The 26,102-nt window shown below is 62.7% G+C and carries 23 protein-coding genes and 1 pseudogene; 11 read left to right on the forward strand and 13 right to left on the reverse strand.

The genetic code is table 11. The annotated features are described in order from the left end of the window. Positions 1-30: 30 nt before the first annotated feature. On the reverse strand, positions 31-198 hold the full coding sequence (locus PspTeo4_RS04615) for a DUF6026 family protein (RefSeq protein ID WP_322362559.1): 168 nt from the start codon (positions 196-198) through the stop codon (positions 31-33). 199 nt (positions 199-397) lie between these two features. Here PspTeo4_RS04615 and gnd point away from each other — a divergent pair, with 199 nt between their 5' ends. From gnd to PspTeo4_RS04650, 7 genes and pseudogenes are all read left to right on the forward strand, one after another. Further along, positions 398-1,381: a phosphogluconate dehydrogenase (NAD(+)-dependent, decarboxylating) gene (gnd, locus tag PspTeo4_RS04620; protein WP_322362560.1), complete on the forward strand. Its 984-nt coding sequence runs from the start codon at positions 398-400 to the stop codon at positions 1,379-1,381. Further along, positions 1,378-2,865, forward strand: coding sequence for a glucose-6-phosphate dehydrogenase (gene zwf / locus PspTeo4_RS04625; protein ID WP_322362561.1), 1,488 nt, complete (start codon positions 1,378-1,380; stop codon positions 2,863-2,865). The genes gnd and zwf overlap by 4 nt, the downstream gene beginning before the upstream one ends. A 130-nt stretch (positions 2,866-2,995) precedes the next feature. Next, positions 2,996-3,274 (forward strand): annotated as a pseudogene (locus tag PspTeo4_RS04630) (type II toxin-antitoxin system RelE/ParE family toxin). Positions 3,275-3,289: 15 nt separating this feature from the next. Further along, a complete protein-coding gene (locus PspTeo4_RS04635; protein WP_322362563.1) occupies positions 3,290-3,577 on the forward strand; it encodes a HigA family addiction module antitoxin in 288 nt (95 codons plus the stop codon). Between the two features lie 129 nt (positions 3,578-3,706). Then, the gene (locus tag PspTeo4_RS04640) at positions 3,707-4,885 is read left to right on the forward strand and encodes an MFS transporter (protein ID WP_322362564.1); all 1,179 of its coding nucleotides are present in this window, start codon (positions 3,707-3,709) and stop codon (positions 4,883-4,885) included. Positions 4,886-4,959: 74 nt separating this feature from the next. Continuing rightward, on the forward strand, positions 4,960-5,580 hold the full coding sequence (locus PspTeo4_RS04645; protein ID WP_322362565.1) for a TetR/AcrR family transcriptional regulator: 621 nt from the start codon (positions 4,960-4,962) through the stop codon (positions 5,578-5,580). A 202-nt stretch (positions 5,581-5,782) separates the two neighbouring features. Further along, a complete protein-coding gene (locus PspTeo4_RS04650; protein ID WP_322362567.1) occupies positions 5,783-6,205 on the forward strand; it encodes a hypothetical protein in 423 nt (140 codons plus the stop codon). A 67-nt stretch (positions 6,206-6,272) separates the two neighbouring features. On the opposite strand, the gene preA is transcribed toward PspTeo4_RS04650, so the two are convergent. The 3 genes from preA to hydA all read right to left on the reverse strand — a co-directional run bounded on the left by preA (position 6,273) and on the right by hydA (position 10,565). Next, the gene (gene preA / locus PspTeo4_RS04655) at positions 6,273-7,547 is read right to left on the reverse strand and encodes an NAD-dependent dihydropyrimidine dehydrogenase subunit PreA (protein WP_322362569.1); all 1,275 of its coding nucleotides are present in this window, start codon (positions 7,545-7,547) and stop codon (positions 6,273-6,275) included. Continuing rightward, a complete protein-coding gene (locus PspTeo4_RS04660) occupies positions 7,548-8,915 on the reverse strand; it encodes an NAD(P)-dependent oxidoreductase (RefSeq protein ID WP_322362570.1) in 1,368 nt (455 codons plus the stop codon). A gap of 210 nt (positions 8,916-9,125) precedes the next feature. Then, positions 9,126-10,565 (reverse strand): dihydropyrimidinase, encoded by a 1,440-nt coding sequence (gene hydA / locus PspTeo4_RS04665; RefSeq protein WP_322362571.1) that lies wholly within the window; start codon positions 10,563-10,565, stop codon positions 9,126-9,128. 610 nt (positions 10,566-11,175) lie between these two features. Between hydA and PspTeo4_RS04670 the strand changes: the two genes are divergently transcribed. Continuing rightward, complete coding sequence (locus tag PspTeo4_RS04670) at positions 11,176-12,666, forward strand: NCS1 family nucleobase:cation symporter-1 (RefSeq protein WP_322362573.1); 1,491 nt, start codon at positions 11,176-11,178, stop codon at positions 12,664-12,666. A gap of 158 nt (positions 12,667-12,824) precedes the next feature. Continuing rightward, entirely contained in the window at positions 12,825-14,099 is a 1,275-nt protein-coding gene (locus tag PspTeo4_RS04675; RefSeq protein ID WP_322362574.1) for a Zn-dependent hydrolase, read from the forward strand. A 188-nt stretch (positions 14,100-14,287) separates the two neighbouring features. Here PspTeo4_RS04675 and PspTeo4_RS04680 read toward each other — a convergent pair whose 3' ends face one another. The 4 genes from PspTeo4_RS04680 to nhaB all read right to left on the reverse strand — a co-directional run bounded on the left by PspTeo4_RS04680 (position 14,288) and on the right by nhaB (position 18,192). Continuing rightward, positions 14,288-15,244 carry a ribonuclease Z gene (locus PspTeo4_RS04680; RefSeq protein WP_322362575.1) on the reverse strand — a complete coding sequence of 319 codons (957 nt, stop codon included), beginning with the start codon at positions 15,242-15,244 and terminating at the stop codon, positions 14,288-14,290. A 45-nt stretch (positions 15,245-15,289) separates the two neighbouring features. After that, positions 15,290-15,856 carry a lipocalin family protein gene (locus PspTeo4_RS04685; protein ID WP_322362576.1) on the reverse strand — a complete coding sequence of 189 codons (567 nt, stop codon included), beginning with the start codon at positions 15,854-15,856 and terminating at the stop codon, positions 15,290-15,292. 73 nt (positions 15,857-15,929) lie between these two features. Beyond that, the gene (locus tag PspTeo4_RS04690) at positions 15,930-16,556 is read right to left on the reverse strand and encodes a dihydrofolate reductase family protein (protein WP_322362577.1); all 627 of its coding nucleotides are present in this window, start codon (positions 16,554-16,556) and stop codon (positions 15,930-15,932) included. A gap of 133 nt (positions 16,557-16,689) precedes the next feature. Then, positions 16,690-18,192 (reverse strand): sodium/proton antiporter NhaB, encoded by a 1,503-nt coding sequence (gene nhaB / locus PspTeo4_RS04695; RefSeq protein WP_322362578.1) that lies wholly within the window; start codon positions 18,190-18,192, stop codon positions 16,690-16,692. Between the two features lie 151 nt (positions 18,193-18,343). On the opposite strand from nhaB, the gene PspTeo4_RS04700 reads away from it, so the two are divergent. Together PspTeo4_RS04700 and nudC are read left to right on the forward strand one after the other, a co-directional pair. After that, complete coding sequence (locus PspTeo4_RS04700; protein WP_322362579.1) at positions 18,344-19,156, forward strand: crotonase/enoyl-CoA hydratase family protein; 813 nt, start codon at positions 18,344-18,346, stop codon at positions 19,154-19,156. Between the two features lie 33 nt (positions 19,157-19,189). After that, complete coding sequence (gene nudC / locus PspTeo4_RS04705; RefSeq protein WP_322362580.1) at positions 19,190-20,020, forward strand: NAD(+) diphosphatase; 831 nt, start codon at positions 19,190-19,192, stop codon at positions 20,018-20,020. Here the strand turns inward: nudC and PspTeo4_RS04710 are convergent. The 5 genes from PspTeo4_RS04710 to PspTeo4_RS04730 form a co-directional block, all read right to left on the reverse strand. Continuing rightward, on the reverse strand, positions 19,988-20,767 hold the full coding sequence (locus PspTeo4_RS04710) for a TSUP family transporter (protein WP_322362581.1): 780 nt from the start codon (positions 20,765-20,767) through the stop codon (positions 19,988-19,990). The genes nudC and PspTeo4_RS04710 overlap by 33 nt on opposite strands. A gap of 200 nt (positions 20,768-20,967) precedes the next feature. Then, a complete protein-coding gene (locus PspTeo4_RS04715) occupies positions 20,968-21,798 on the reverse strand; it encodes an alpha/beta hydrolase (protein ID WP_322362582.1) in 831 nt (276 codons plus the stop codon). Positions 21,799-21,965: 167 nt separating this feature from the next. Then, positions 21,966-22,523, reverse strand: coding sequence for an XRE family transcriptional regulator (locus PspTeo4_RS04720; RefSeq protein WP_322362583.1), 558 nt, complete (start codon positions 22,521-22,523; stop codon positions 21,966-21,968). Between the two features lie 14 nt (positions 22,524-22,537). Further along, entirely contained in the window at positions 22,538-23,827 is a 1,290-nt protein-coding gene (locus tag PspTeo4_RS04725) for an FAD-binding oxidoreductase (RefSeq protein WP_322362584.1), read from the reverse strand. Positions 23,828-24,043: 216 nt separating this feature from the next. Continuing rightward, entirely contained in the window at positions 24,044-25,990 is a 1,947-nt protein-coding gene (locus PspTeo4_RS04730) for a DNA topoisomerase III (RefSeq protein ID WP_322364796.1), read from the reverse strand. Positions 25,991-26,102: the final 112 nt, after the last annotated feature.

The following is a 26,102-nucleotide window of genomic DNA, read 5'->3' on the forward strand; positions in this document are numbered from 1 at the left end:
GCCAGGGCAGCTCCCACCATGAGGGTTCAATCAGACGCTGACGGCTTTGCCACCGTTGCGGCTTTGTTCCAGTTGCAGGTTCAACAGGGCAACCTGCTGCTTGAGCTGGTCGCGTTCTTCCTTCAAGCGGGCCAGTTCGTCTCGGCGGACACTGACATAAAGGGTCTGGACGGGAGTAGCAGGCATCAAGGTACCCATTGCACACCTCGCAATTGGCTAGTGACGTTTGTAAGCGTAGACGCTCGCGCGGCGCGCATTCTGAATTCTTTCTGCGGTCATGGGAACTTTTTTGTTTATGGTTGTCTCGCCGTTCGTCGGTGAACCTCGGGGCTGAGCACTGGACTAATCTGAACACCTGAACCGCCTTGTCATCCATTTCTAAGGGGAGCGTCGGCACATGCAACTGGGAATCGTCGGGCTGGGCCGCATGGGCGGCAATATCGCAAGACGGCTGATGCGCGCAGGCCATCGCACCGTGGTCAACGACCGTAACCGTGAAGCCATCACCACCCTGGAGGGTGAAGGTGCCCAGGGCGCCCATGACCTTGGCGCACTGGTACAGAAACTCAAGGCACCCCGCGCGGTGTGGGTGATGCTGCCCGCAGGCGAGCCGACCGAGCAGACCATCGCCCAACTGGCCGAACTGCTGGAGCCGGGTGATGCGATTATCGATGGCGGCAACACTTTCTATAAGGATGATGTACGCCGCGCAGCCGAGCTGGCCAAACGCGGGCTGCATTATCTGGATGTCGGTACCTCGGGCGGTGTGTGGGGCCTGGAACGTGGCTACTGCATGATGATCGGCGGCGAGACAGATGTGTTCGAGCGCCTCGAACCGCTGTTCAAGGCGCTGGCGCCGGGCCTCGGCGACATCCCTCGCACCCAGGGCAGAACGGGTGAACACCAGCGTGCCGAGCACGGTTATATCCATGCCGGGCCGCCTGGCGCCGGGCACTACGTGAAGATGGTCCACAACGGCATCGAATATGGCTTGATGCAGGCCTACGCCGAAGGTTTCGACCTGCTGCGCAGCAAAGGTGGCAACGAGTTGCCTGAGGATCAGCGTTTCGACCTCAACGTGGCCGAGATTGCCGAAGTGTGGCGTCGTGGCAGCGTGGTCACATCCTGGCTGCTGGACCTCACCGCCGATGCATTGGTGACCGACCCGCAGCTCTCGCAGTTCAGCGGCTCGGTGTCCGACAGTGGCGAAGGGCGCTGGACCATCGACGCCGCCGTCGAGCAGGCGGTGCCGGTACCGGTGCTCTCCAGTGCCTTGTTCGCCCGTTTCCGTTCGCGTCAGCAGCAGGGCACCTACGGTGACAAGATTCTCTCGGCCATGCGCCTGGGCTTCGGTGGCCATATCGAGAAGAAAGGCGAATGACTAAACAGACTATCCCTGCCGCACCACCTTGCACCCTGTTCCTGTTTGGCGCCAACGGCGACCTGGTCAAGCGCCTGCTGATGCCAGCGCTGTACAACCTGAGCCGCGATGGGTTGCTGGATCGCAACCTGCGTATCGTCGGGGTCGACCATAACCCGGCCAGCGCAGAAGCATTCGCCGAGCGCCTGCGCAGCTTCATGCTGGAACGCGATCCCAAATGCATGGACGAAAAACTATGGTCCCGCCTGGCCAAGTGCATCGACTACCAGACCGGGGATTTCCTCGACCCGGCTACCTATGCAGCCTTGGCCAAGCGCATCGATAAAACCAGCCACGGCAATGCTATCTTCTACCTGGCCACCTCGCCGCGCTTCTTCCCTGAGGTAGCGCAGCGTCTGGGTGAGGCCGGACTACTCGACGAGTCTGCAGGCGGCTTTCGTCGGGTGGTGGTGGAAAAGCCGTTCGGCACCGATCTGGCCAGCGCCGAGGCGCTGAACGCCTGTCTGCTGAAGGTGATGAGCGAGCGGCAGATCTACCGCATCGACCACTACCTGGGCAAGGAGACGGTGCAGAACATTCTGGTAAGCCGTTTCTCCAACGGCCTGTTCGAGTCGTTCTGGAACAACCACTACATCGACCACGTGCAGATCACCGCCGCCGAGACCGTTGGCGTGGAGACACGCGGCGCCTTCTACGACAATACCGGCGCCCTGCGTGACATGGTGCCCAACCACCTGTTCCAGTTGCTGGCGATGGTCGCCATGGAGCCGCCAGCGGCGTTCGGTGCCGATGCCGTGCGCAGTGAAAAGGCCAAGGTGATCGGCGCCATCCGGCCATGGTCGGCGAAACTGGCGCTGAAAAACTCGGTGCGCGGCCAGTACACCGCTGGCAAGCAGGGGCGCAAACGCCTGCCGGGTTACCGCGAGGAGGCCAATGTCGCCCAGGACAGCCAGACCGAAACCTACGTGGCGCTGAAGGTGATGATCGACAACTGGCGTTGGGCGGGGGTGCCGTTCTACTTGCGCACCGGCAAGCGCATGAGCCTGCGTGACACCGAGATCGCCATCTGTTTCAAGCCAGCGCCCTACGCGCAGTTTCGCGAGTCCGAACTGGAGCGGCCCAAGCCCAACTACCTGAAGATCCAGATTCAACCCAACGAAGGCATGTGGTTCGACCTGCAGGCCAAGCGACCGGGGCCGGAACTGGTGATGGAAAATGTCGAACTGGGGTTCGCCTACAAGGACTTCTTCAAGATGACCCCGGCCACCGGCTACGAGACGCTGATCTACGACTGCCTGACCGGTGACCAGACGTTGTTCCAGCGAGCCGACAACATCGAGAACGGTTGGCGCGCGGTACAGCCGTTTCTCGATGCCTGGGCTACGGAGGGGGAAGTGCACGTGTATTCAGCGGGTGAGAACGGACCGGAAGCGGGTAATGAACTGCTCGCTCGGGACAAGCGAGAGTGGCACAGGCTGGGTTGACCGTCAGGCCTGTCGATTTCCCCTTTGATGATTGTGTGTGACGCATTGCGTCACACATGTTATTTTGCTCTCTGTGATGCGTAGGGTCACACTTTCCCCTTTCTTGCTGAAAGGATGCAGCGTGATCCTCATGATCATCAGCTTTCGTCACAAAGGACTGCGGTAGTTTTATCAAGCAGGCAACGCCTGGGGTATTCAGGTGGCCCATGCCAGGCGCCTGAAAAGGCAACTGCAGTTTCTTGATCGTGCCGTATCGCCGGAAGAACTGCGCGTCCCTGGTTGGCAACTGCATCCGCTCAAGGGCGAGCGGGCAGGTTTCTGGTCGATCAGCGTGTCCGGCAATTGGCGGGTCATTTTTCGGTTCGTTGGTTCAGATGTCGAATTGGTGGACTACCTCGATGATCACTGAACAGGAGGGCACATCATGTCTTTGCACTACCCGCCCCACCCAGGGGAAACCCTGAGAGAAGACGTCTTGCCTGAGCTTGGCCTGACGGTAAAAGCGTTCGCGACGCATCTTGGGTTTTCTCGTGAAGCCCTGTCGCGGGTGCTTCATGGCCGTGCCGCGGTTTCGCCGGACCTGGCCTTGCGGTTGGAAATGGCGGGCATCAGCACGGCCCGGCTATGGTTGGCGATTCAGGCGGATTACGATATCTGGCAGGCTCGGCATCGACACCAGCCGTTTGTTGCACGGCTGGTTCACGCGGCCTGAGGCTATCCGTCATGGCCTTATCGCCCCCGCAAAGGTGAAGATTTCCTCACCTCAACTCCGCCAATCCAATGACTTTCCCGTTGCCCCGCCATGGTAAAAACGGGCCAAACAACAATTGGATCCGTGTAAATGCCTTCAGCCACCAGCCCTCGATTCGGCCTGTTTTGCATCGCCAGTTTTCTTCTGTCGATTGCGTACGGCGCTACGTTCCTGCTGTCGTTGCTGGTCAGCTCGTTCGGTGGTAGCGAGCGCGACGCCGGGCAGGTGTTTGCTGTGGCCATGGTCAGCACCTTGTTGGCCGTGCTGGCGTCCGGGCATATGATGCAGCGCCTGGGCCTGGCACGCTGCATCGCTCTGGGTGCGGTGTGCCTGGTGATCGCATCGCTGGGTTTTGCCCTGGTGTCCGGGTTAGGGGTCGGCCTGATTTTGTCCGGCCTCATGCTTGGGGTTGGCTGGGGTGTGTTCTACACGGCGGGTCCGATCATGGTGGCGGCGATGGTCGAGCCGGCCCGGCGCACCCACTGCTTCGCGTTGCTGTCGGGCAGCATGTTGACGGGTATTGGCAGTGGCCCATTGGCGGGCAAGCTGGCGGGCTTTGCCGGGTTGCCGGTGCAGGCCGCGTTCCTGCTCGCGGCCATTGCGGCTGCAGTTGGTGGTGTGTACTTCTGGTTGTTGGGCGCTGGGCATCGTGGCACAACCGAGCCTGTGCAGATCAGCATGCGCTCGGCTGCCAGCGTCATGCGCTCGCGCTCGGCGCTGTCGATACTGATGGTGGGCCTTGGGGGCGCAATCTTCGGCGGCATGGGCAGTTTCCAAACCAGCTACGCCGCAAGCCTCGGGCTGGACTATTCGTTGTTTTTCGTAGGCTTCATGGGAGCCGCCATTGCCTGCCGCCTGTTGATTGCCGGCTGGGTGGTGAAGCGTAATCCGTTCACGGCCTCATGCGTGCTGACAACGCTCATGCTGATTGCGGTGTTGGGCTTTGGTCTGTGGGTGCAGGGTGATGTGAGTTACATCCTCACGGCTGCGTTGCTTGGGGTCGGGTATGGCTTGAACTATTCGGTGATCAACGGCCTGGCGGCCAACGAAGCACCTGCCAAGTTCACGGCCCAGGCGCTGCTGCTGTTCAGCTTGTCCTATTTCATCGGCGTGTTTGGGTTTCCGTTCGTTGCGGGCAAATTGATCAGCCAGGGTGGCGTGCAGGGCATGCTCGTAAGTGTCGATGTGATCGCCTTTCTGGTGTGGAGCATCAGTGCCGGGCGCTGGCTGAGCTGGCGCCTGGCAAGAACGCAAGCGGTTTCGCCGTGATCAGCGTGCCGTGATTGCCAGTACCCCCCGCAAAACTGTTAGCCTTGAAGGGTTTCAGGCGTTTTGGACAGGCCATGGCCAACCATAAGATCGAAATCCGTCGGCGCAATGTAGAGAAGATTCTGCAGGCGGCCGAGAAAGTGTTTGCCGAAAAGGGCTTCGGCGCTACGTCCATGGGTGATATCGCCGAGCAGGCCGAACTACCGCGCTCGAACCTGCACTATTACTTCAGCACCAAGGACGACCTCTACCGCGCCGTGCTGCAGGACCTGCTGGACGTATGGAAGCAGGATGCGCTGTGCTTCGAGAACTTCGACGACCCCAGGGTCGTGCTCACCAGTTACATCCGGGCCAAGATGGGTCATTCGCGCACCCGCCCGTTGGGTTCGAAGATCTGGGCCGAGGAAATGCTGCACGGAGCGCCGCTGCTGGGCGTCACCCTGGATGAAATCCTGGTGCCCTGGGCGCAGCTCAAGGAGGCGAAGATCCGCCGTTGGGTGGAGGAGGGGCGCATTCTGCCGGTGGAGCCTTCGGCGCTGTTGTACATGATCTGGGCGGCGACCCAGCATTATGCCGACTTCGGTTACCAGGTGGCGTTGCTCAATGGCGGTGAGCCGTTGTCGGATCTGGCGTTCGAAAGTGCGGTGCAGACGGTGACCTGTGTGATTTTGCGGGGCATTGGCCTGGAACCGTGAAAAAAAACCGGGCCTTCGCTTGAAAGTTGTGACGTTCCATTCGCTACTCGCGGCAATTGATAAACTAGCACTTTTACCAGTATCGACAGTTATGGCTGCGTCGTAAGCTTCTGTGCGAGAAACAGAGTGCAACTGTTGTCTGAGGTATGCGCAGTTGCTTTAGTTTGCGGTACGTGGGTTCATATCTGTGAGGGTTAATTTTATGTCTGCAAAACCGGCTATCGATGTTGATTGGGTAAAAGATATCCTGGGGAAAGAGAAGCAGGTCCCCCTTCCAGGGACATTGACGGCTTTATTGAAAGTGGGTGGGAGGGTAGAAGAATATCAAGGCGCCGCCACGTATACGGTGAGGAATGACCTCGTTATAGTGACGGTTGGTAGCGAGGCCGAGTGGTATGCAATTCTGTATAGACAAAGTGGGTTGCCCCCGGGGACCGATTTGAGCATGAAGGAGCGGAAAGTTGATTGTGCGTACCAAGGGCCAGGGCGCCCGTTTGTTAAAGCGTTTAAGGGGACTTACACTTTAGTCAGGGAGCCAGGTAAATTTGAACTGGTCTTCGAGGCCAGTGAAAGTAAGGACGCCAGTATCATGAGTATGAAGATTGTGCCAAGACAACGTTCGTGAAGGGATCTAAGCGAGTCTGGCCTGGAGCCACTAATGTGACGTGCACTTGGCTCCAGGCCCCATCACCTCAACTGGCCTCGCGATAGGGGTTACGCGGATCCTGCGTCCAGTTCATGTAAGGCTTACCGGTATCCTGCGCCTCCATCTCGATGCAGTTCTCCACCGGGCAGGTGATCTGGCACAGGTTGCAGCCCACGCATTCCTCTTCGATCACGCTGTAGGCATGCGTTCCGTCGTCCTTCAGCGTGCTGGCGATGGCCTGGTGCGAGGTATCCTCGCAAGCGATGTGGCAACGCCCACAACCGATGCAGGCGTCCTGATCGATGTGCGCTACCGACTTGTAGTTCATGTCGAGGTACTTCCAGTCCGTGGTATGCCCAACCGCCATACTGCGGAACGCCTCCAGGTTCTTGTAGCCATGCTGGTCCATCCAGCGCGCCAGGCCGTCCTTCATGTCCTCGACAATGCGGAAGCCATGCAGCATCGCCGCCGTGCACACTTGCACCGCACCGCTGCCCAGCGCCATGAATTCGGCGGCGTCACGCCAGTTGCCGATGCCGCCAATGCCGCAGATCGGCAAGTCTCGGGTTTCGGGGTCGCGCGCAATCTCGGCGACCATGTTCAAGGCAATGGGTTTGACCGCCGAACCGCAGTAGCCACCGTGGGTGCTTTGGTCGCCAACGATGGGGTGGGCGACCATGCGGTCCAGGTCGACGCTGGTGATTGAGTTGATGGTGTTGATCAGCGATACCGCATCGGCACCCCCACGGTGTGCGGCACGCGCCGACTGGCGAATGTCGGTGATGTTGGGCGTGAGCTTGACGATCACCGGCAGCGAGCTGTGGGTCTTGCACCAGCGGGTGACCATCTCCACATACTCTGGCACCTGGCCGACCGCCGCACCCATGCCCCGCTCGGGCATGCCGTGGGGGCAGCCGAAGTTCAGTTCGATGCCGTCGGCGCCGGTGGCCTCCACCAGCGGCAGGATGAACTTCCAGGATTCCTCCACGCACGGCACCATCAACGACACGATCAGCGCACGGTCGGGCCAATCCTTTTTCACCTGGGTGATTTCACGCAGGTTGATTTCCAGTGAACGGTCGGTGATCAGCTCGATGTTGTTGATGCCCTGTACGGTGCGGTTGGCGCCGTAGTGGGCGGAGTAGCGCGACGAGACGTTGACCGCCGCTGGGTCTTCTCCCAGGGTTTTCCACACCACGCCACCCCAGCCCGCCTCGAAGGCGCGGACCACGTTGTAGGCTTTGTCGGTGGGCGGCGCGGACGCCAGCCAGAATGGGTTGGGGGCCTTGATGCCGGCGAAGACGATGGACAAGTCGGCCATTTACGCAGCCTCCACATTGAGCATGAGTTGGGCATGGATGGCCTCGGCGGCCAGCTTGCCATGTTGTACGGCCTGGACGGTGAGGTCCTGACCCAAGGTGGTGCAGTCGCCACCGGCATACACGCCCGGCAGGCTGGTGCGCAGCTGCTCGTCGACGCGGATGCGTTCGCCGTCGCGGGACAGTTGCGCGGCCAGCGGGTCGCTGAGGCTGGCTTCGTCGAAGCGCTGGCCGATGGCCTTGAAGATGGCGTCGGCGGGCAGTTCGAAGGTTTCACCGGTGTCGGCGAGGCGGCCCTCCAGCAACGCAGTACGGGCGAAGCGCATGCCGCGCACTCGGCCACTGTCGTCCAGCAGCACGGCATCGGGGCGAGCCCAGGTGTGCAGGCGCACCTGATTGGCCTTGGCGATGTCCTGCTCGTGGTCAGTGGCGCCCATGTCGGCGTGGCCGCGGCGGTACACCAGGTTGACGTCACGAGCACCCAGGCGGCTCATTTGCACGGCCATGTCGATGGCGGTGTTGCCAGCACCGATCACCAGGCAGCGGTCGGCCAGTGGTAGTTGGCTGAGGTCATCGGCCTGGCGCAGCTCGCGGATGTATTCGGTGGCGGCCAGCAAACCGGGCGCTTCTTCATCGGGCAAGCCCAGCTGGCGCACGGCATTCAGGCCCAGGCCGAGGAACACAGCGTCATACTGGTCGCGCAGTTCGCTCAGGGTGAGGTTGCCGCCCAGGCGTTGCCCGTGGCGAATCTCGATGCCGCCGATGCCCAGCAGAAACTGCACTTCGCGCTGGGCGTAATCGTCCACCAGCTTATAGCGGGCGATGCCGTATTCGTTGAGGCCACCAGCCTTTTCACTGGCTTCGAACACCACCACGTCATGGCCGTGCATGGCCAGGCGATGGGCGCAGGACAAGCCGGCGGGGCCGGCGCCGACCACGGCGATGCGCTTGCCGGTGGACGGCGAGCGCTTGAACGGGTGTTCGCTGAACTGGGCGTTGTCCAGTGCGTAACGCTGCAACTGGCCGATCAGCACCGGAGCGCACTCCTGGGCATTATTGCGCACGCATGCCTGCTGGCAGAGGATTTCGGTGGGGCAGACGCGGGCGCAGCTGCCCCCGAGAATATTGGCCGACAGAATGCGCTCGGCGGCGCCTTGCAGGTTTTCGTCGCTGATGCGGTGGATGAACGACGGAATGTCGATCTCGCTGGGGCACGCGTTGACGCAGGGGGCGTCGTAGCAGTACAGGCAGCGGGCGCTTTCCACCGCGGCTTGGCGCGGGGTGAGCGGTGGCGCGAGGTCGGTGAACTGCTCGGCCAGTTGGTCGGCGCCGGCACGGGGGCGCGGCAAGTGGTTCAGGGCGTCGATCACGGTTGTAGCCTCTCTTTTTATAGGCGGGTAGGCGGCGGTCATTCGCCTGTCCGTTCTGGGGATGGCAGTCAACGGCTGAATCTTTGTTGTTATATCGGGGCCGCTTTGCGGCCCATCGCAGGCTGGCGCCAGCTCCCACGGGAGCGGTGTAGCTTTATCTGTGGGAGCTGGCGCCAGCCTGCGATGGGCTGCACAGCAGCCCTTATGGTTTCAGCGCTGAACCGGCGTCGGGCGCTGCTGCTCGGCGCGTTTTTCCAACACCTCGTACACCGAGGGGTACGCTGGGCGCTCTACGTAACGCCCCGCACCAGGTTCGGCGCGCAGGTCGCCATCGGCCCACACCACGCGGCCCTGGCTGATGGTGTGGCTGGGAATGCCGCGTACCGTGCGGCCCTCGAAGATGTTGAAGTCCACGCGCTGGTGGTGGGTCTGCGCCGAGATCGTGCGGGTGCCTTGTGGGTCCCATAGCACCAGGTCGGCATCGGCGCCGACGCGGATCGCACCCTTGCGGGGGAACAGGTTGAAGATCTTCGCCGTGTTGGTGGACGTGAGCGCGACGAACTCGTGCATCGATAGGCGCCCGCTGTTGACCCCAGCGTCCCACAGCACGGCCATGCGGTCTTCGATGCCAGCGGTGCCGTTGGGGATGCGGCTGAAGTCGTTGCGGCCCATGGCTTTCTGTTCGGCGCAGAAGCAGCAGTGGTCGGTGGCGGTGGTGTGGATGTTGCCCGACTGCAGCCCTCGCCACAGCGCTTCCTGATGTTCGCGTGGGCGGAATGGCGGGCTCATCACGTGACCGGCGGCGGTGGACCAGTCCGGGTGGCGGTAGACGCTGTCGTCGATCAGCAAGTGGCCGGGCAACACTTCGCCGTAGACCGGTTGCCCCTTGGCCCGGGCGTAAGTGATTTCATCCAGCGCTTCCTTGCACGACACATGCACCAGATACAGCGGTGTGCCCAGCGTTTCGGCAATGCGGATGGCACGGCTGGCAGCTTCGCCTTCCACCTGCGACGGGCGCGACAGCGGGTGGGCTTCGGGGCCGGTCATGCCCTGGGCGAGCAGTTTCTGCTGGAGGTGGTACACCAGCTCGCCATTCTCGGCATGCACCGTGGGCACCGCGCCCAGCTGCAGGCAGCGCTCGAAGCTGGCGACCAGGGTGTCGTCGGCGGCCATGATCGCGTTCTTGTAGGCCATGAAGTGCTTGAAGCTGTTCACCCCATGCTTGGCGACCAGCTCGCCCATCTCTTCGGCGACCTGTTCACTCCACCAGGTGATTGCGACGTGGAAGCCGTAGTCGGCGGCGGACTTCTGCGCCCAGCCGCGCCAGGTGTGAAAAGCCTCCAGCAACGACTGCTGTGGGTTGGGAATGACGAAATCGATGATCGATGTGGTGCCGCCGGCCAGGCCTGCGGCGGTGCCGCTGAAGAAGTCCTCGCTGGCCACGGTGCCCATGAAGGGCAGTTGCATGTGGGTGTGCGGGTCGATGCCGCCCGGCATCAGGAACTGGCCGCTGCCGTCGAGCACTTCACAGTCGGATGGGGCTTCGAGGTTCTGGCCAATGGCGCGGATCAAACCGTCGGCACACAGGACATCAGCGGAAAAACTCTCTTCGTGGGTAACCACGGTGGCACCACGGATCAACAGGAACATGCCGTTTTCCTCGCAGGCTGACCGGTCGGGCGCCGGTTCTTGAAGTTTTTGTGCCAGTGGCTGGAGGCTGCGATGCAATCCTGTCAGGCCTGACAAGATTGGAATCTAGATGCTGATCAGAGAATGATCAAGAAAATAATTTATGAGCTTATAACCAATATAAGTATTTGAAAAATAAAGAATAAATATAAAAATCACCAAAATGGAACGGCCTCTCACCATTTTGACGCACTTGACAGGAAGCCAAATTGGTCAAGATTTTCTATGCAAAATCAGCTGCTTGATTACTGACCTGCAGGCGCAGGCTGCGCCGAAATTTTTCCAGGCCGCACCAGATTGAAACCCTGGGCGGTGGACGGGCCAGGTGTATGGGGTGCCGGCAATGGCCATAGCGCTGTCGTCGGCGTCCATAAATGCGTTTGCAAGTCAGTGAGTTACCTCCGGTCGGCGGCGACCAAACGGGGAGGCCCAGGCCAAACCGGCACGGTTGTTGAACTGCGTTGGCCGCGACCGCCTGGCCGGGCCGGAGGTGCAGTACTGGTGGTGTGTGTGCTCCGGCCATCGCGTTAGCCCGATGAGCGACAACTAGAAAAAGAACCTGGAGAGCCCCATGCAACAGAGCAGATCGGAAGTGATCGAGCAGGACGGGCTGTTTGAGCTGTCCGCTGGCAACGACGTCCTCGACAGCCCTCGCTACAACCACGACATCGCACCGACCAAGGTGCACCAACGCACTTGGAACAAATGGCACATCACCGCGCTGTGGGTAGGCATGTCCATTTGCGTGCCCACTTACACCCTCGGCGGTGTGCTCACCGCCTATTTCGGGCTCAGCGTGGGCGAAGCCTTGCTGGCCATTCTGCTGGCCAACGTGATCGTGCTGATTCCGCTGACGCTCAATGCCTTCGCCGGCACCAAGTACGGCATTCCCTTTCCGGTGCTGCTGCGTTCCTCGTTCGGCATCATCGGCTCCAACGTGCCGTGCCTGATTCGCGCGGTGGTGGCGTGTGGCTGGTTCGGTATCCAGACCATGTTCGGCGGGCTGGCCATTCACCTGTTCCTCGGTTCGATGTTCGATGGCTGGAAAGCTTTGGGCGGAACCGGTGAAGTGATTGGTTTCATGATCTTCTGGGTGCTCAACCTGTGGGTGGTGCTGCGCGGCGCGGAGTCGATCAAATGGCTGGAAACCCTCTCGGCGCCGTTGTTGGTGGCGGTGGGCTTCGGTTTGCTGTTCTGGGCCTTGCCGCACATGTCGATGACCGAACTGCTGGCACAGCCGCCCAAGCGCCCGGAGGGGGCGAGCGTGGTCAGCTATTTCTGCGCAGGGCTTACGGCCATGGTGGGGTTCTGGGCCACGTTGTCGCTGAACATTCCTGACTTCAGCCGCTACGCGAAAAGCCAGAAGGACCAGATTGTCGGGCAGATTTTCGGCCTGCCGCTGACCATGTTCCTGTTCGCCTCGCTGGGGGTAGTGATGACCGCCGCCTCGGCCTCGCTGGTGGGCGAAACGGTGTCCGACCCGGTCAGCCTGATCGGCAAGATCCAGAGCCCAGGCTGGGTGGCCCTGGCCATGGCGTTGATCGTGATCGCCACGCTGTCGACCAACACGGCGGCGAACATCGTTTCGCCAACCAACGATTTCCAGAACATTGCCCCGCGCCTGATCGGACGCACCCGTGCGGTATGGCTGACCGGCTTCATCGGCTTGGCGTTGATGGGGCACGAGCTGTTGAAAAAGCTGGGCTGGATCGTCTCGGACGTGAGCCTGGAGAGCATCTACTCCAACTGGCTGCTGGGGTACTCCAGCCTGCTCGGGCCGATTGCCGGGATCATGGTGGTGGACTACTTCCTGATCCGTCGCCAGCAGCTGGACCTGGCGGGGCTGTACCGCGACGACGTGTACCCGGCCTGGAACTGGGCGGGCTTCGCCGCCTTCGCGGTGCCGGTAGCGCTGACCGTGATGGCCATCGGCAACAGCAGTTTCAGCTGGTTCTATGACTACGGCTGGTTCACCGGTTCGCTGCTGGGCGGGGTGTTGTACTACGTGCTCGGTGGTGTGGCGGTGCGCGGGGCGGCGCGGTTGGCCAAGCCATTGCCCTGAGTGTTTGGGCCGGCCTCTTCGCGGGTAAACCCGCTCCCACAGGCCCCGCATGCAACTCAAGACTGTGGGAGCGGGTTTACCCGCGAAGAGGCCGGTCCAAGCACAGCGATACTTCCATGATGAATGCAGACAACAAGAACGCCTGAGGAGACAACCCCATGAGCTTCGTCTTGAAACCGTCCGAACGCCACGTCAACAGCGCACGCCTTTGGCAATCGCTGATGGACCTCGCGCGCCTCGGTGCCACCGCCAAGGGCGGCGTCTGCCGCCTGGCCCTGACCGACCTCGACCGCCAGGCCCGTGACCTGTTCGTGCAATGGTGCGAAGACGCGGGTTGCAGCGTGAGCATCGATGCAGTCGGCAACATCTTCGCCCGCAGGCCGGGGCGTAACGCCAAGCTACCCCCGGTGATGACCGGCAGCCATATCGACACCCAGCCTACCGGCGGCAAGTTCGATGGGTGCTTCGGGGTGATGGCCGGGCTGGAGGTGATCCGCACCCTCAATGACCTGGGCGTGGAAACCGAGGCGCCTCTGGAAGTGGTGGTGTGGACCAACGAAGAGGGTTCGCGCTTCGCGCCTTGCATGATGGGGTCCGGGGTGTTCGCCGGCAAATTCACCCTGGAGGAAACCCTGGCCAAGCGCGATGCCCAGGGGGTGAGTGTCGGTGAGGCGTTGAACGGCATCGGCTACGCCGGTGATCGCGCCGTGCTGGGGCACCCGGTCGGCGCCTACTTTGAAGCGCACATCGAGCAGGGGCCGATTCTGGAAGACCAGGCCAAGACCATCGGCGTGGTGCTCGGTGCGCTTGGGCAGAAGTGGTTCGACCTGACGCTGCGTGGCGTCGAGGCTCATGCCGGCCCTACGCCCATGCACCTGCGCAAGGATGCCCTGGTGGGCGCCGCCGCCGTGGTCGAGGCGGTCAACCGTGCCGCGCTTGGGCACCAGCCGCATGCCTGCGGTACGGTGGGTTGCCTGCAGGCGTACCCAGGGTCGCGCAACGTCATTCCCGGCGAAGTGCGCATGACCCTGGACTTCCGTCATCTGGAAGGCGAGCGGCTGGATTCGATGATCGCTGAAGTCCGTGCGGTGATCGAGGCCACCTGCGCCAAGCATGGCTTGAGCCATGAACTGATCCCCACCGCAGACTTCCCGGCGCTGTACTTCGACCGCACCTGTGTCGATGCCGTGCGTGCGTCGGCGGGTGCCTTGGGCTTGTCGCACATGGACATCGTCAGTGGTGCCGGGCATGACGCGATCTTCCTCGCCGAACTGGGGCCGGCGGGGATGATCTTCGTGCCCTGCGAAAACGGCATCAGCCATAACGAAATCGAAAACGCCACGCCAGAAGACCTGGCGGCCGGGTGTGCGGTGCTGTTGCGGGCGATGCTGGCGGCGTCGGAGGCGATCGCCAGCGGGAGGTTGGCGGCGTAGTGACTGTGCTGGCCTCATCGCCGGCAAGCCGGCTCCCACAGGGATCGCGCAGCTTAGTTAGGAACTGAGCAAGACAGTTGCTCCCACAGGCAATGCGGTGATCTCAAGGTCGTCGCGGTCCATGTGGGAGCCGGCTTGCCGGCGATGAGACCGGTACAATCGGACCTGTAGCCTGCGAACCTGTTGTGTCAAACGGCCACCAGGCAGCCATCGCGCCCGATGTGGTAGCGCTGCAAATCCCGCGCGAGGGTCAGGTTGCCACTGTAGTGCGCCTGCGCTTCCTCACGCACATCGTCGATGCACGGGCTGCGCTGGGGGTTGGCCTGGTAGCGGGCGCTGAAGTGGGTCAGCACCAGGTTACGCACGCCAGCCATTTCGGCAAAGCGCGCGACCGCTGCCGCAGTGCTGTGGCCGAACGTTGCCCCGGTACGCTCGATGACCGCTTCGGTGAAGGTGGCTTCGTGCACCAGTACATCCGCGTCCCGGGCCACCTCGGCCAACAGTTCGGGGTTGTCGTTGTCGCCGCACACGATCAGCTTTCGCGGTGGCCGGGAAGCGCGCAGGTAATCCTGCCCGCGCAGCACTCGCCCGGCGTGTTCTACTGCCAAGCCCTTGGCCAGATCGCCCCACAGTGGGCCACGGGGAATGCCTTCAGCATCCAGGCGCTGCACATCCAGCCGTGGCTCAGGGTTCAGCTCGGTAAACACGAAGCCCACGCTCGGCACGCGATGCGACAGTTGCACGGTATTCACCCGAACGGTTTCGCTGCGCCAGTCCACCAGGCTCTCGACTGCCAGAAGACGCAGTTCGAACGGCAGGTAGGTGTCACTGGCTGCCAGGCTCAGACGTAGCCAGTCATGCAGTGCGCTGGGCAGGATCAAGTCCAGAGGCTCGGTGCGCCCACTCATTCCGGCGCTGGCCAGCAAGCCGGGCAGGCCGAAACAGTGGTCACCGTGCACATGGGTGATGAAGATGCCACGCAGGTCGCGGATCGACAGCGGCGTGTGCAGCAGCTGGTGCTGGGTGCCCTCGCCACAGTCGATCAGGTACCAGTGGCTGCCACTGGCTTCGATGACGGCGGTGGCGCTGACATTGCGGGTTTTGGTGGGCACGCCAGCACAGGTGCCCAGAAACAGCAGGTCCAATGGATGGCTCCAGATGTTGCGGGCCTACACCTTAGCCCGACGCGGTCAGGGCGTCGATGTGTCCTGCCGCCAAATCAGCTTGCTGGTGTCATAGCCTTGCTTGCGGGCGATCGCCAGCAGCTGTTCGCGGGTCTGGTCGGTGACCGCGGGCGTGCGTGACAGCAGCCACAGATACTCGCGGTTCGGGTGCCCCACCAAGGCAACGCGATAATCCTGGTCGTGGTACAGCACCCAGTAGTCACCCTTGGTCAGCCCCGGTGCCAGGCGGCTGAACCAGTTATCGAAGCTCACCCACAGCTTGTCTGTACTACCGGGTTGCTGCGCCTGGGCAATGCCTTTGGCTTCGTTCCACTGGCCGTCCTTTTCCTTGCAGCGGTTGGTCACGTCGATTCGGCCGTCTTCGCGCAGGCCGTAGTGCGCTTCGGATTGCACGCAGTTGCGCTGGAAGAACATCGGCAGGCGCGCCAGTTCGTACCAGGTGCCCTGATAACGTTGCAGGTCGACCTGCTGGGTGCTGGGCGGCGGGCGGTGTTCGTCGCTGGAGCCTGCGCAGCCGGTCAGGGCCAGCGACAGGGAAAGACAGGAAAACAGCAGGGACGTGCGCAATGCCATGGGTAGTCTCCATTTCACGTAGGCGGGGCTCACCTGTCTTTCGATACTTACGCTGGGCAAAAGTTGTGCGGGATCACGCAGGTGTATCGAACGAGCCTGTACGCACGTCCCCGGCACGCACGTAGCGGGCAATCACCACGCCTTTGGGCGAGACCACCGAATGCTGCAAGCTGAAGGCCGCTGGCGCCGCGTCGTCACCGAACAGGCGCTTGCCGTGGCCCAGCAACAGTGGGTGGATCAACAATTGCAGTTCGTCCACCAGGTCGGCCGCCAGCAGTTGCTGAACCAGCTCGGCACTGCCCTGAGTCAGCAAGGCAGCGCCGTCCTGTTGCTTGAGCGTGGCGACCGCCGCACACACATCGCGGCCAAGGGCATGGCTGTTGTGCCAGTCGAGGGTGTCTGGGGCATGGGTGGCGACGTGCTTGGGCACGCTGTTGAACAGGTTGGCAATGGAGAAGTCCTGCGAATCGCCTTTGATCTTTGGCCAGTAGCTGGCAAAGATGTCGTAGGTGCGGCGGCCCAGCAGCAATTCGAAGGGCTGGCTGAACAGCGTCTGCATGGCCTGGCCGAAGACTTCATCGGCGTAGGGCACGATCCAGCCGCCGAAGCTGAAGCCCCCGCTGGTGTCCTCCTGGGGGCCGCCGGGGGCTTGCATGACGCCGTCGAGGCTGATGAAGGCGGCAACGATGAGCTTGCGCATGGGTGTCCTCCTGCTATGGCTTTGTTGATGACCATAGTCGAACGGCGACGCGCGGTTTCGACAGAGGAGGATGTTGTTTTGCCTGTACCGGCCTCATCGCCGGCTTGCCGGCGATGAGGCCCTTACAGGCACATCACAACCAGTAGGTCACCGCCCACCATCCAAGCCCACCCATCACCACTGTGTATGGCAACGCCATCCACACCATGCGCCCGTACGACAACCGGATCAGCGGCGCAATCGCCGAGGTCAGCAGGAACAGGAACGCTGCCTGCCCATTGGGCGTGGCCACGCTGGGCAGGTTGGTGCCGGTGTTGATCGCCACCGCCAGGGTTTCGAAATGCTCGCGGCTCATGGCACCGTTGATGAAGGCTTGCTTCACCTCGGTGATGTAGATGGTGGCGACGAACACGTTGTCGCTGATCGCCGAGAGCAGGCCGTTGGCCAGGTACAGCATGCCCGGCTGCTGCTCGGCTGGCAGCGCCAGCACCCAGGCGATCAGAGGGCTGAACAGCTGTTGGTCATGGATGACCGCCACCACGGCGAAAAACACCACCAGCAGGGCGGTGAACGGCATCGCGTCCTGGAACGCGCGGCCCAGGCGATGCTCGTCGGTGATGCCGGTGAAGGCGGTGATCAGCACGATGACCATCAGGCCGATCAGGCCGACCTCGGCAATATGCAGGCCCAGGCTGACGATCAGGATCATTGCGGCCAGGCCCTGCACCAGTAACGCAAGGCGTTGCGCCGGGGTGCGGGCGGCATCGTCTTCGGCGGCATAGGCGGCCAGCACCTGGCGCACGGGTTCTGGCATCAACACGCCGTAACCGAACAGACGCAGTTTTTCCAGCAGCACGCAGGTGACCAGGCCCGCGCCCAGCACGGGCAGCGAAACTGGCGCGACGTTGAAGAAGAAGTCGGCGAAGTGCCAACCCATCTCATGGCCGATCAGTAGGTTCTGCGGCTCGCCCACCAGCGTGCATACGCCGCCCAGGGCCGTGCCGACCGCGCCGTGCATCAGCAGGCTGCGCAGGAAGGCGCGGAACTGGTCGAGGTCTTCGCGGTGCAGCTGGGCGACGCCATGGTCACTGTCCAGCGCGCTGTCCTCGCGCGGGTTGGCGCCCGAGGCCACGCGGTGATACACCGCATAGAAGCCCACGGCGGCGCTGATGATCACCGCCGTCACCGTCAGGGCATCGAGGAAGGCCGACAGGAACGCCGACAACACACAGAACAGCAGGGCCAGGATGGCTTTGGAGCGCACGCCCAGCAGAATTCGCGAGAACAGGAACAGCAGCAACTCTTTCATGAAGTGAATGCCAGCCACCATGAACATCAGCAGCAGGATCACCGGGAAGTTGTGCTGCAACTCTTCGTACAGCGCTTGAGGCGTGGTCATTCCCACCAGCAATGCTTCGATCAGCAGCAGGCCGCCGGGCATCAATGGGTAGCACTTGAGCGCCATGCCCAGGGTGAAGATGAACTCGATCACCAGCAGCCAGCCGGCGGCCACGGGGCCTGCGGTGAACAGCAGCAACGGGTTCAGCACCAGGAACAGGCAGATGACGGCCTTGTACCAGCGCGGCGACTGGCCCAGGAAGCTCTGGGCCAGCGCACCGGTCAGGGAGCGGGACATGAAAATGTTTCCTTATGATTCAGCGATGGCGCACGGTGCCGCATCGCTTGGCGTTAGGCAAGGCATGCAGTCCCGTTTTTGGCACAAGCGCGGCCATGGGGCTGGGTTAACATCCTGCGCTGTGAACCTTTTCCCCTGAGGAGTACCGCCCGTGACCGAGTACAGCGCGTTCAAGGTCGAACTGACCGATAACATCGCCCATGTGCAGATCAATCGCCCGGAGAAGATCAATGCGATGAATGCTGCCTTCTGGGAGGAGATCGTCGACATCTTCCAGTGGATCGACGACACCGATGCGGTGCGTGCAGTTGTGATCAGCGGCGCGGGCAAACATTTTTCTTCCGGTATCGACCTGATGATGCTGGCCTCGCTGGCCGGGCAGATGGGCAAGGATGTGGGGCGCAACGCCCGTTTGCTGCGGCGCACCATCCTGCGCCTGCAGGCGTCGTTCAATGCCGTGGACAACTGCCGCAAGCCGGTGCTGGCGGCGATCCAGGGGTACTGCATCGGCGGCGCCATCGACCTGGTGTCGGCCTGCGACATGCGCTACTGCAGCCAGGATGCGCAGTTCTCGATCAAGGAAATCGACATGGGCATGGCGGCAGACGTCGGCACCTTGCAACGTTTGCCACGTATCATCGGTGACGGCATGATGCGCGAGCTGGCCTTCACCGGTCGCACGGTCGAAGCCGACGAGGCGCTGCGCATCGGCCTGGTCAACCGGGTCTATGATGATCAGGCCGCGCTACTTGATGGTGTCTTTGCCATCGCCCGCGAGATTGCCGCAAAATCGCCGATCGCCGTGGCCGGCACGAAGGAGATGCTCAGCTACATGCGTGACCATCGTATCGACGATGGCCTGGAATACATCGCCACCTGGAACGCCGCCATGCTGCAGTCCGAAGACCTGCGCGTGGCCGTGGCGGCGCACATGAGCAAACAGAAACCGACGTTCGCCGACTGACAGTCCGGGGGACGCGCTGCAAGGAACCCCCACATGTCAGCTCGCTGGATTACCGCAGTACTCGACCCGCAAATCACCGGGGGGCTGGCCGTCGCCCGCAGCCCGGACGGGTTCCTGGTGGATGCCAACGGCGCGCTGTTCCCCCGTGACTGGCTCAAGCGTCAGGACCTGGACGTGCTGTGCGAGCATGGCATCGGCCACTTCGACGGCGAGCCGGTTTTCCTGCTGGAGCTGCGCAGTGCCAGCGAGGTGCCGGGGTGCAACTGGCGCGGGCTGCGTTCGTTCATGCTTGAAGGCGATTTCGACACCTACAAGGTACTTGGCTATGCCGCGCAGATCGGCACCTGGGCGCGCGAGCACCGCTTCTGCGGCAGTTGCGGTCAGCCGATGACGCAAATCCGCTGGGAGCGGGCGATGTACTGTCAGCCCTGTGACCTGCGCAGCTACCCGCGTATCTCACCCAGCATGATCGTGCTGGTGACCCGCGGCGACGAGATTTTGCTGGCCCGTTCGCCACGCTTCGTGACCGGTGTCTACAGCACCTTGGCGGGCTTCGCCGAGCCTGGCGAGTCGGCCGAGGACTGCCTGGTGCGCGAAGTACGTGAGGAGGTGGCGGTGGAGGTCAAGAACATCCAGTACGTCGGCAGCCAGTGCTGGCCGTTCCCGCACTCGATGATGCTGGGTTTCCACGCCGAGTACGCCGGTGGCGAGATCGTCATGCAACCGGACGAGATCGAGGATGCCAAGTGGTTCAGCGTGCATGAACTGCCACCGCTGCCGGCCGGGCGTTCCATCGCCCGGTACCTGATCGACCTTTATGTGGCGCGCCGCTTAGGCCTGCCCGAACCAGTGCTGCCACGCTAGGCGGACGGTCAAGGCCAGCACCACGGTGATGAACACCGGGCGGATGAACTTGCTGCCGCCGCTGATCGCCGTGCGTGCGCCGAAGAAGGCGCCGACCATCACCGAAAGACCCATGCACAGGCCGACGATGTAGTCCACCTGCCCGGAAATGATGAACACCGTCAGCGCCGCAATGTTGCTGACGAAGTTCATGCTGCGCGCCACGCCGCTGGCCCGGACCAGGTCGATGGGGTAGAGCAGCAAGGTGCTGACGGTCCAGAACGCACCGGTACCGGGGCCGGCTACACCATCGTAGAAGCCCAGGGTGAAGCCCTGTGGGAACTGCCACTTTTTCTTGATCGGCGCATCGGCGTCCAGCGGCGCCTTGGGCGTGCCGCCGAACAGCAGGTAGATGCCACAGGCGAAGACGATGACCGGAAGCATCTTGTTCAGCCATTCGGCGGGCATGTAGTGGGCGACCACGGCACCGATCAGTGCCCCCACCAGGGTACCGAGCAGCGCCCGGCGCCATTGGGCGGGGTGGAACAGTTTGCGCCGGTAGTAGGTGATGCTTGCGGTGGCGGCGCCGAAGGTCGAGCTGAGTTTGTTGGTGCCCAGCACCAGGTGCGGCGGCATGCCGGCGGTGAGCAGGGCAGGCGTGGTCAGCAGGCCACCGCCGCCAGCGATGGCGTCGATGAAACCGGCGACGAAGGCGACCAGGGCGAGGATCAGCAGGGTGAGCGGTTCTACGGTGAGTTCGAAAGGCATTGGTGTCTGGCAGGCAGGGAGGCAGGGGCGCGGCAATTGGCCGCGCTGGAAGGCGGACATGTTAATCCTGAGAGCCATGGGTTGCCAGTACCGGCCTAATCGCTGGCAAGCCAGCTCCCACATGGACCGCGACGACCTTGAGATCACCGCCGTACCTGTGGGAGCTGGCTTGCCAGCGATTAGGCCTGTACAGGTAACCCTCAGCTTTGGATGAACGCCAGCAAATCCGCGTTGATCACATCGGCATGGGTGGTCGGCATGCCATGCGGATACCCCTTGTAGGTCTTCAGCGTGCCATTGGGCAGCAATTTGGCCGACAACGGCCCGGAGTTTTCGTAGGGCACAATCTGGTCGTCATCGCCGTGCATCACCAGCACCGGCTGCGTGATGCCTTTGAGGTCTTCAGTGAAGTCAGTCTGTGAAAACGCCACGATGCCGTCGTAATGCGCCTTGGCACTGCCGATCATGCCCTGGCGCCACCAGTTACCGATGATGCCCTCGCTGGCCTCGACCCCGGGTCGGTTGTAGCCATAGAACGGCCCAGTCGGCACATCGCGATAGAACTGCGCGCGATTGCTGGCAACTTGCGCCTGGAAGCCATCGAACACCGACTTGGGCAGGCCGCCGGGGTTGGCGGGCGTCTGCACCATCAGCGGCGGCACGGCGGCAATCAGTACCGCCTTGGCCACCTTGTCGCCGGGATGTCGGGCCATGTAGCGCACCACTTCGCCGCCCCCCGTGGAGTGGCCGACATGCACCGCGCCCTGGATGCCCAGGTGCTGGACCACCGCAGCCACGTCATCGGCATAGTGGTCCATGTCATGGCCGTCCCACACCTGGCTGGAGCGTCCATGACCACGGCGGTCGTGGGCGACGACACGGAAGCCTTTGGACAGGAAGAACAGCATCTGTGCATCCCAGTCGTCGGCACTGAGGGGCCAGCCGTGGTGGAAGTGGATGACCGGCGCATCGCGCGGCCCCCAGTCCTTGTAGAAGATTTGAACGCCATCTTTCGTGGTGACGTGGCTCATGGTCGTGTCTCCTCTGTTGGGGGGGTGAGGCAGAGTCGAATGAACCATTGAGAATAGGAGAGATTACGCAGAAGACAGGTGCTTTTGCGCGCCAATCGCCGGCAAGCCGGCTCCCACAGGGGCAGCGACGACCTCAAGATCACCGCATTAGCTGCAGGGGCCGGTTGTCATCGGAATACCCAGAGTACCCGGGTCGTCTGGTCGGTCAGATTGGCGTAGCGAAACTGGCTGTTCGGCGGCAGCTGGAAGCTGTCGTTGGGGCCGAGGGTGACGGCCTCGTCGCGGCCCTCCAGCCATAAGGTCAGCTCACCCTCGAGGACGAAGCCGCCTTGTTCGGAACTGTCGTTCAGGTGCCCCTCGCCACTGCTGGCGCCTGGCGCCAGGTGGCTGTCGAGCATCGAGAAGCCGCCGTTGAGTTTGGGCGACACCAGCACGTCGGTGATGCCGCCAGCGTAATACAGCGTGCGTCTTTCGTCCGGGCGGGTGACCCAGTCGAGTGCCTTGGGTTTGCTGACGTTATAGAAGTAGGTAGTGGGTACCTTCAGCGCTTCGCTGATGGCGGTGAGGTCGGCGACGGAGGGACGGGAAAGCCCGCGTTCCACCTGCGACAGGAAGCCCACCGAGCGGTTGACCTTGGCGGCCAGGTCGTCGAGGGTCAGGCCACGGTGCTTGCGCAGGTCGCGCACCAGAATCGCCAGCCCTTCGATTTCATCTTGCATGTTCATGTGCGTGCCTCGCTTCAGAAGTTGTCCCGCAGCCGGTACCACGCCTTGGCGGCTGCCTCCAGTGGCGCGGCCAGCGCGTCGCCACCGGGAAAGCGGCCGTTGTCGATTTCCTGGTAAAGCGCGAGCAGTTCGTCGTCACCCAGGATGGCATCGCTGACTGCCCGCGCCGCAGCCAGTGTCGGCAGTACGCCGTGGCCGGAAAACCCTTGCAGCCAGTAACGCTGTCCATCCCGGCCGACATCCGGGGTGCGCCGCATGCTGCAGTCGATATGGCCGCCCCAGGCATAGTCGATGGCCACGCCGGACAGCTGCGGGAAGACCCGCTCCAGATAAGGGCGTGTGGCGCTGGCCACGTCCTTGGGAATACCGCCCAGGTAGGTGCAGCCGCCGCCGAACAGCAGGCGGTGGTCGGGGGTGAGGCGGAAATAGTCGGGGACGAACTGGTTGTCGATCACGCAGCTGTTGCGTGGGAGCAGCGAGGCGGCGAGTGCGGGGTCCAGCGGGGCAGTAGCGACCTGATAGGAACCCACCGGCAGCAGTCGGCGCGACAGTGTTCGGTCGAGCCGGTCGATGTAGGCGTTACAGGCCAGCACCAGCACTTGGCTGCGCACCTCGCCGCGGTCGGTGCGCACGAGGTAGCCATTGCCGGTTTGCTGGTAGTCGACCACCTGGCTCTGTTCGAAGATGCACCCGCCAGCGGCCTCGAGGGTGCTGGCCAGGCCCTGGGCCAGTTTGAGCGGGTTGAGGTGGGCTCCTTTGGCGTCATATAGCGCGGCCTGGTAGCGCGGGCTGCCGATCCACTGGGGCAATTCGTCGCGACCGATCAGGCGCAGGCTGTCGTAGCCCCATTTGACCTCGGCCTCGTGCAGGGCTTCCTCCAGCATCCGCACGCGGCGAGGGAGTACCGCCGTCCACAGGCTGCCGGGTCGGTAGTCAATGTCGAAACCATGGCGCAGCGGCAGTTCGCGCATTTCTTCTGCCGCCCAGCACATGCTGTCCCACAGTCGACGTGTGCGTTCCACGCCAAGGGACTTTTCCAGAGGAGGCATGTCGCATGACCAGCCCAGCAATGCTTGGCCTCCATTGCGCCCGGAAGCCGCCCAGGCCACGCGGCTGGCTTCCAGCAGGGTCACGCGCTTGCCGGCCAAGGCCAGGCGCAGGGCAGTGTGCAGGCCGCTGAAACCGGCGCCGACGATCAGTACATCGGTGTCGTGCAGGCCTTGCAGAGTGGGGCGTAGGGGGATGTCGGCGGGGTAGGTTCGGGCGTAATAGCTGGCAACATGCTGGGTGGATTGCTTGAACATGCCTGGGCCTCATGAAATTTGTTATGTTTATTTTCATGAAAATATACCATGAGATTTTCATGGCGCCAGGTTTCTTTCAGGGCATGTAATGTGTGTACTGGCCTCTTCGCGGGTGAACCCGCTCCCACAGTAATTGCGCTGCACGCGAATCTGGCACAGCTACTGTGGGAGCGGGTTTACCCGCGAAGAGGCCGGAAGCAACAAGTCATAAGTTGGCTAGGTCGATGCCCTGCGTCCTGTCTGCTTCGTCTTGGTTGCCGCCGTTTTGCCTTTGGCGCCGCTCCGGCGCTTCTTCTTCCATGGCGCCGCTGCCTTGCCGGCCGCTGGCCCGCTGATGGTCAGCTGCATGCCACTACAACGTTGCACCAGCTTGCCCATCCAGGCCGATTGCCGGGCAACGAACTCTTCCAGGCTCATTTCGCCGCTTTGCACCATGTCCAGCGCCTGTTCCCAGATGGCGGTGGTGCCGGGGTCGGCAATGGCGCGGGGCACCGCGTCGATCAGGCTGAAGGCAGCAGGTGTAGCGGACAGGGCCTTGCCGTTTTTCACCAGATAACCGCGGTCAAGCAGGCCCTGGATGATGCTGGCGCGTGTCGCTTCGGTGCCAATGCCGGTGGTTTCCTTGAGCTTTTGTTTCAGCCTCGGGTCGTCCACCAGCTTGGCGACGTTCTTCATGGCCTTGATCAGGTCGCCTTCGGTGAACGGTTTGGGGGGCTGGGTCCATTGGTCTTTCAGTTGCAGGCCGAGCACATTGCACGTCTGGCCGTCACGCAAGGCGGGCAGGACCTGGGCCGGTGGCGCCTCGCGGCCTTTGCTCGGGGTCAGCGCTTCGGGCAGGGCGCGGCGCCAGCCGGGTTCGACGATCTGCTTGCCCACTGCACGCAGCGCATGCCCGGCGCAGTCGAATTCGGCCTGGGTGCGGTCATACTCGTGGTTGGGCAGGAATTGCGCCAGGTAACGGGCACGAATGAGCGTGTAGACGGCCTTGTGCTTGGCCGGCAGGCGTGACGGGTCGCTGGCGGCTGCGGTAGGAATGATGCCGTGGTGGGCGCTGACCTTGGCATCGTTCCAGGCCCGTGAGCGGCGCTGCGGTTCAAGGTACGGCTGCAAGGGGGCGAGGCTGGCGTCGGCGCGTTGCAGCGCGGCGAGGATCGCCGGCGCTTCGCTGTGCTGGCTCAAGGGCAGGTAGCCACAGTCGCTGCGTGGGTAGGTGATCAGCTTGTGGGTTTCGTACAGGGCCTGGGCGATGTCGAGGGTTTCCTGGGCGCCCAGACCGAACTTCTTCGAGCACAGCTCCTGCAGGGTGCCAAGGTCGAAGGGTAAGGGCGCGGCTTCGCGCACGCGCTCGGTCGCCACCTTCAGCACCTGCGCGGTGCTGGCGTTGCCCATGTCTGCGGCAGCTTGCTGCGCCAGTGCCTGGTTCAGGCAACGGCCCTGGTCGTCGCAGGTGTCTTCGGGGGCGCGCCACTGGGCGTTGAACTGCTGCCCGGCGTGTTCGAGCTGTACGTCGATAGCCCAGAAAGGCACCGGCACGAAATCGGCGATGCTGCGATCGCGGTCAACCACCAGGCGCAAGGTCGGGGTTTGTACCCGGCCCACCGGCAGGACGCCTTGATAGCCGGACTGGCGGCCGAGCAGGGTGAACAGCCGGCTCATGTTCATGCCGATCAGCCAGTCGGCCCGCGAACGGCCCAATGCCGAGTGATAAAGGCTGAAGGTGTCCTGGCCTGGCAGCAGACGCGCCAGGGCCTTGCGGATCGATGCGTCATCCAGTGCCGACAGCCACAGGCGTTGAATCGGGCCGCGGTAACGGCAATGCTCAACCAGCTCGCGGGCGATCATCTCGCCTTCACGGTCGGCGTCGGTGGCGATCACCAGTTCCCGGGCTTCACCCAGCAGGCGCTTGACTGCCTTGAACTGGCTGGCGGTCTTGGGCTTGACCAGCATTTTCCATTTTTCCGGAATGATTGGCAGGTCGGCGAGGTTCCAGCGTTTGTAACGTGCGTCGTAGCTGTCGGGTGGTGCGGTTTCCAGCAGGTGGCCGATGCACCAGGTCACACAGACATCGGTGCCTTGCCAGCAGCCGTCGCCCTTGCGATTGGCGCCGAGAACCTTGGCGATGTCTTTTGCCTGGGAGGGTTTTTCACAGAGGAACAGGCGCATGGCCGGGAACGCTTCATCGGGAAAGATGGGCACTAGGATGCGCAAGCGGGGGCGCAGAGGCAAGTTTTATCTGGATGGATGTACAGGTTTTTTGTCAAGGGATGTATGTGGC

Source organism: Pseudomonas sp. Teo4 (assembly GCF_034387475.1).
GTDB lineage: Bacteria > Pseudomonadota > Gammaproteobacteria > Pseudomonadales > Pseudomonadaceae > Aquipseudomonas.

Bases quoted from the DNA above. Each gene is read 5' to 3' on its own strand.
- PspTeo4_RS04635 (WP_322362563.1), top strand. From the start codon at position 3,290: ATGTCTTTGCACTACCCGCCCCACCCAGGGGAAACCCTGAGAGAAGAC.
- PspTeo4_RS04690 (WP_322362577.1), bottom strand. From the start codon at position 16,556: ATGCGCAAGCTCATCGTTGCCGCCTTCATCAGCCTCGACGGCGTCATG.
- PspTeo4_RS04675 (WP_322362574.1), top strand. From the start codon at position 12,825: ATGAGCTTCGTCTTGAAACCGTCCGAACGCCACGTCAACAGCGCACGC.
- gnd (WP_322362560.1), top strand. From the start codon at position 398: ATGCAACTGGGAATCGTCGGGCTGGGCCGCATGGGCGGCAATATCGCA.
- PspTeo4_RS04715 (WP_322362582.1), bottom strand. From the start codon at position 21,798: ATGAGCCACGTCACCACGAAAGATGGCGTTCAAATCTTCTACAAGGAC.
- zwf (WP_322362561.1), top strand. From the start codon at position 1,378: ATGACTAAACAGACTATCCCTGCCGCACCACCTTGCACCCTGTTCCTG.
- PspTeo4_RS04720 (WP_322362583.1), bottom strand. From the start codon at position 22,523: ATGAACATGCAAGATGAAATCGAAGGGCTGGCGATTCTGGTGCGCGAC.
- nhaB (WP_322362578.1), bottom strand. From the start codon at position 18,192: ATGTCCCGCTCCCTGACCGGTGCGCTGGCCCAGAGCTTCCTGGGCCAG.
- PspTeo4_RS04645 (WP_322362565.1), top strand. From the start codon at position 4,960: ATGGCCAACCATAAGATCGAAATCCGTCGGCGCAATGTAGAGAAGATT.
- preA (WP_322362569.1), bottom strand. From the start codon at position 7,547: ATGGCCGACTTGTCCATCGTCTTCGCCGGCATCAAGGCCCCCAACCCA.
- PspTeo4_RS04710 (WP_322362581.1), bottom strand. From the start codon at position 20,767: ATGCCTTTCGAACTCACCGTAGAACCGCTCACCCTGCTGATCCTCGCC.
- PspTeo4_RS04730 (WP_322364796.1), bottom strand. From the start codon at position 25,990: ATGCGCCTGTTCCTCTGTGAAAAACCCTCCCAGGCAAAAGACATCGCC.
- PspTeo4_RS04615 (WP_322362559.1), bottom strand. From the start codon at position 198: ATGGGTACCTTGATGCCTGCTACTCCCGTCCAGACCCTTTATGTCAGT.
- nudC (WP_322362580.1), top strand. From the start codon at position 19,190: ATGTCAGCTCGCTGGATTACCGCAGTACTCGACCCGCAAATCACCGGG.
- PspTeo4_RS04640 (WP_322362564.1), top strand. From the start codon at position 3,707: ATGCCTTCAGCCACCAGCCCTCGATTCGGCCTGTTTTGCATCGCCAGT.
- PspTeo4_RS04725 (WP_322362584.1), bottom strand. From the start codon at position 23,827: ATGTTCAAGCAATCCACCCAGCATGTTGCCAGCTATTACGCCCGAACC.
- PspTeo4_RS04650 (WP_322362567.1), top strand. From the start codon at position 5,783: ATGTCTGCAAAACCGGCTATCGATGTTGATTGGGTAAAAGATATCCTG.
- PspTeo4_RS04685 (WP_322362576.1), bottom strand. From the start codon at position 15,856: ATGGCATTGCGCACGTCCCTGCTGTTTTCCTGTCTTTCCCTGTCGCTG.
- hydA (WP_322362571.1), bottom strand. From the start codon at position 10,565: ATGTTCCTGTTGATCCGTGGTGCCACCGTGGTTACCCACGAAGAGAGT.
- PspTeo4_RS04670 (WP_322362573.1), top strand. From the start codon at position 11,176: ATGCAACAGAGCAGATCGGAAGTGATCGAGCAGGACGGGCTGTTTGAG.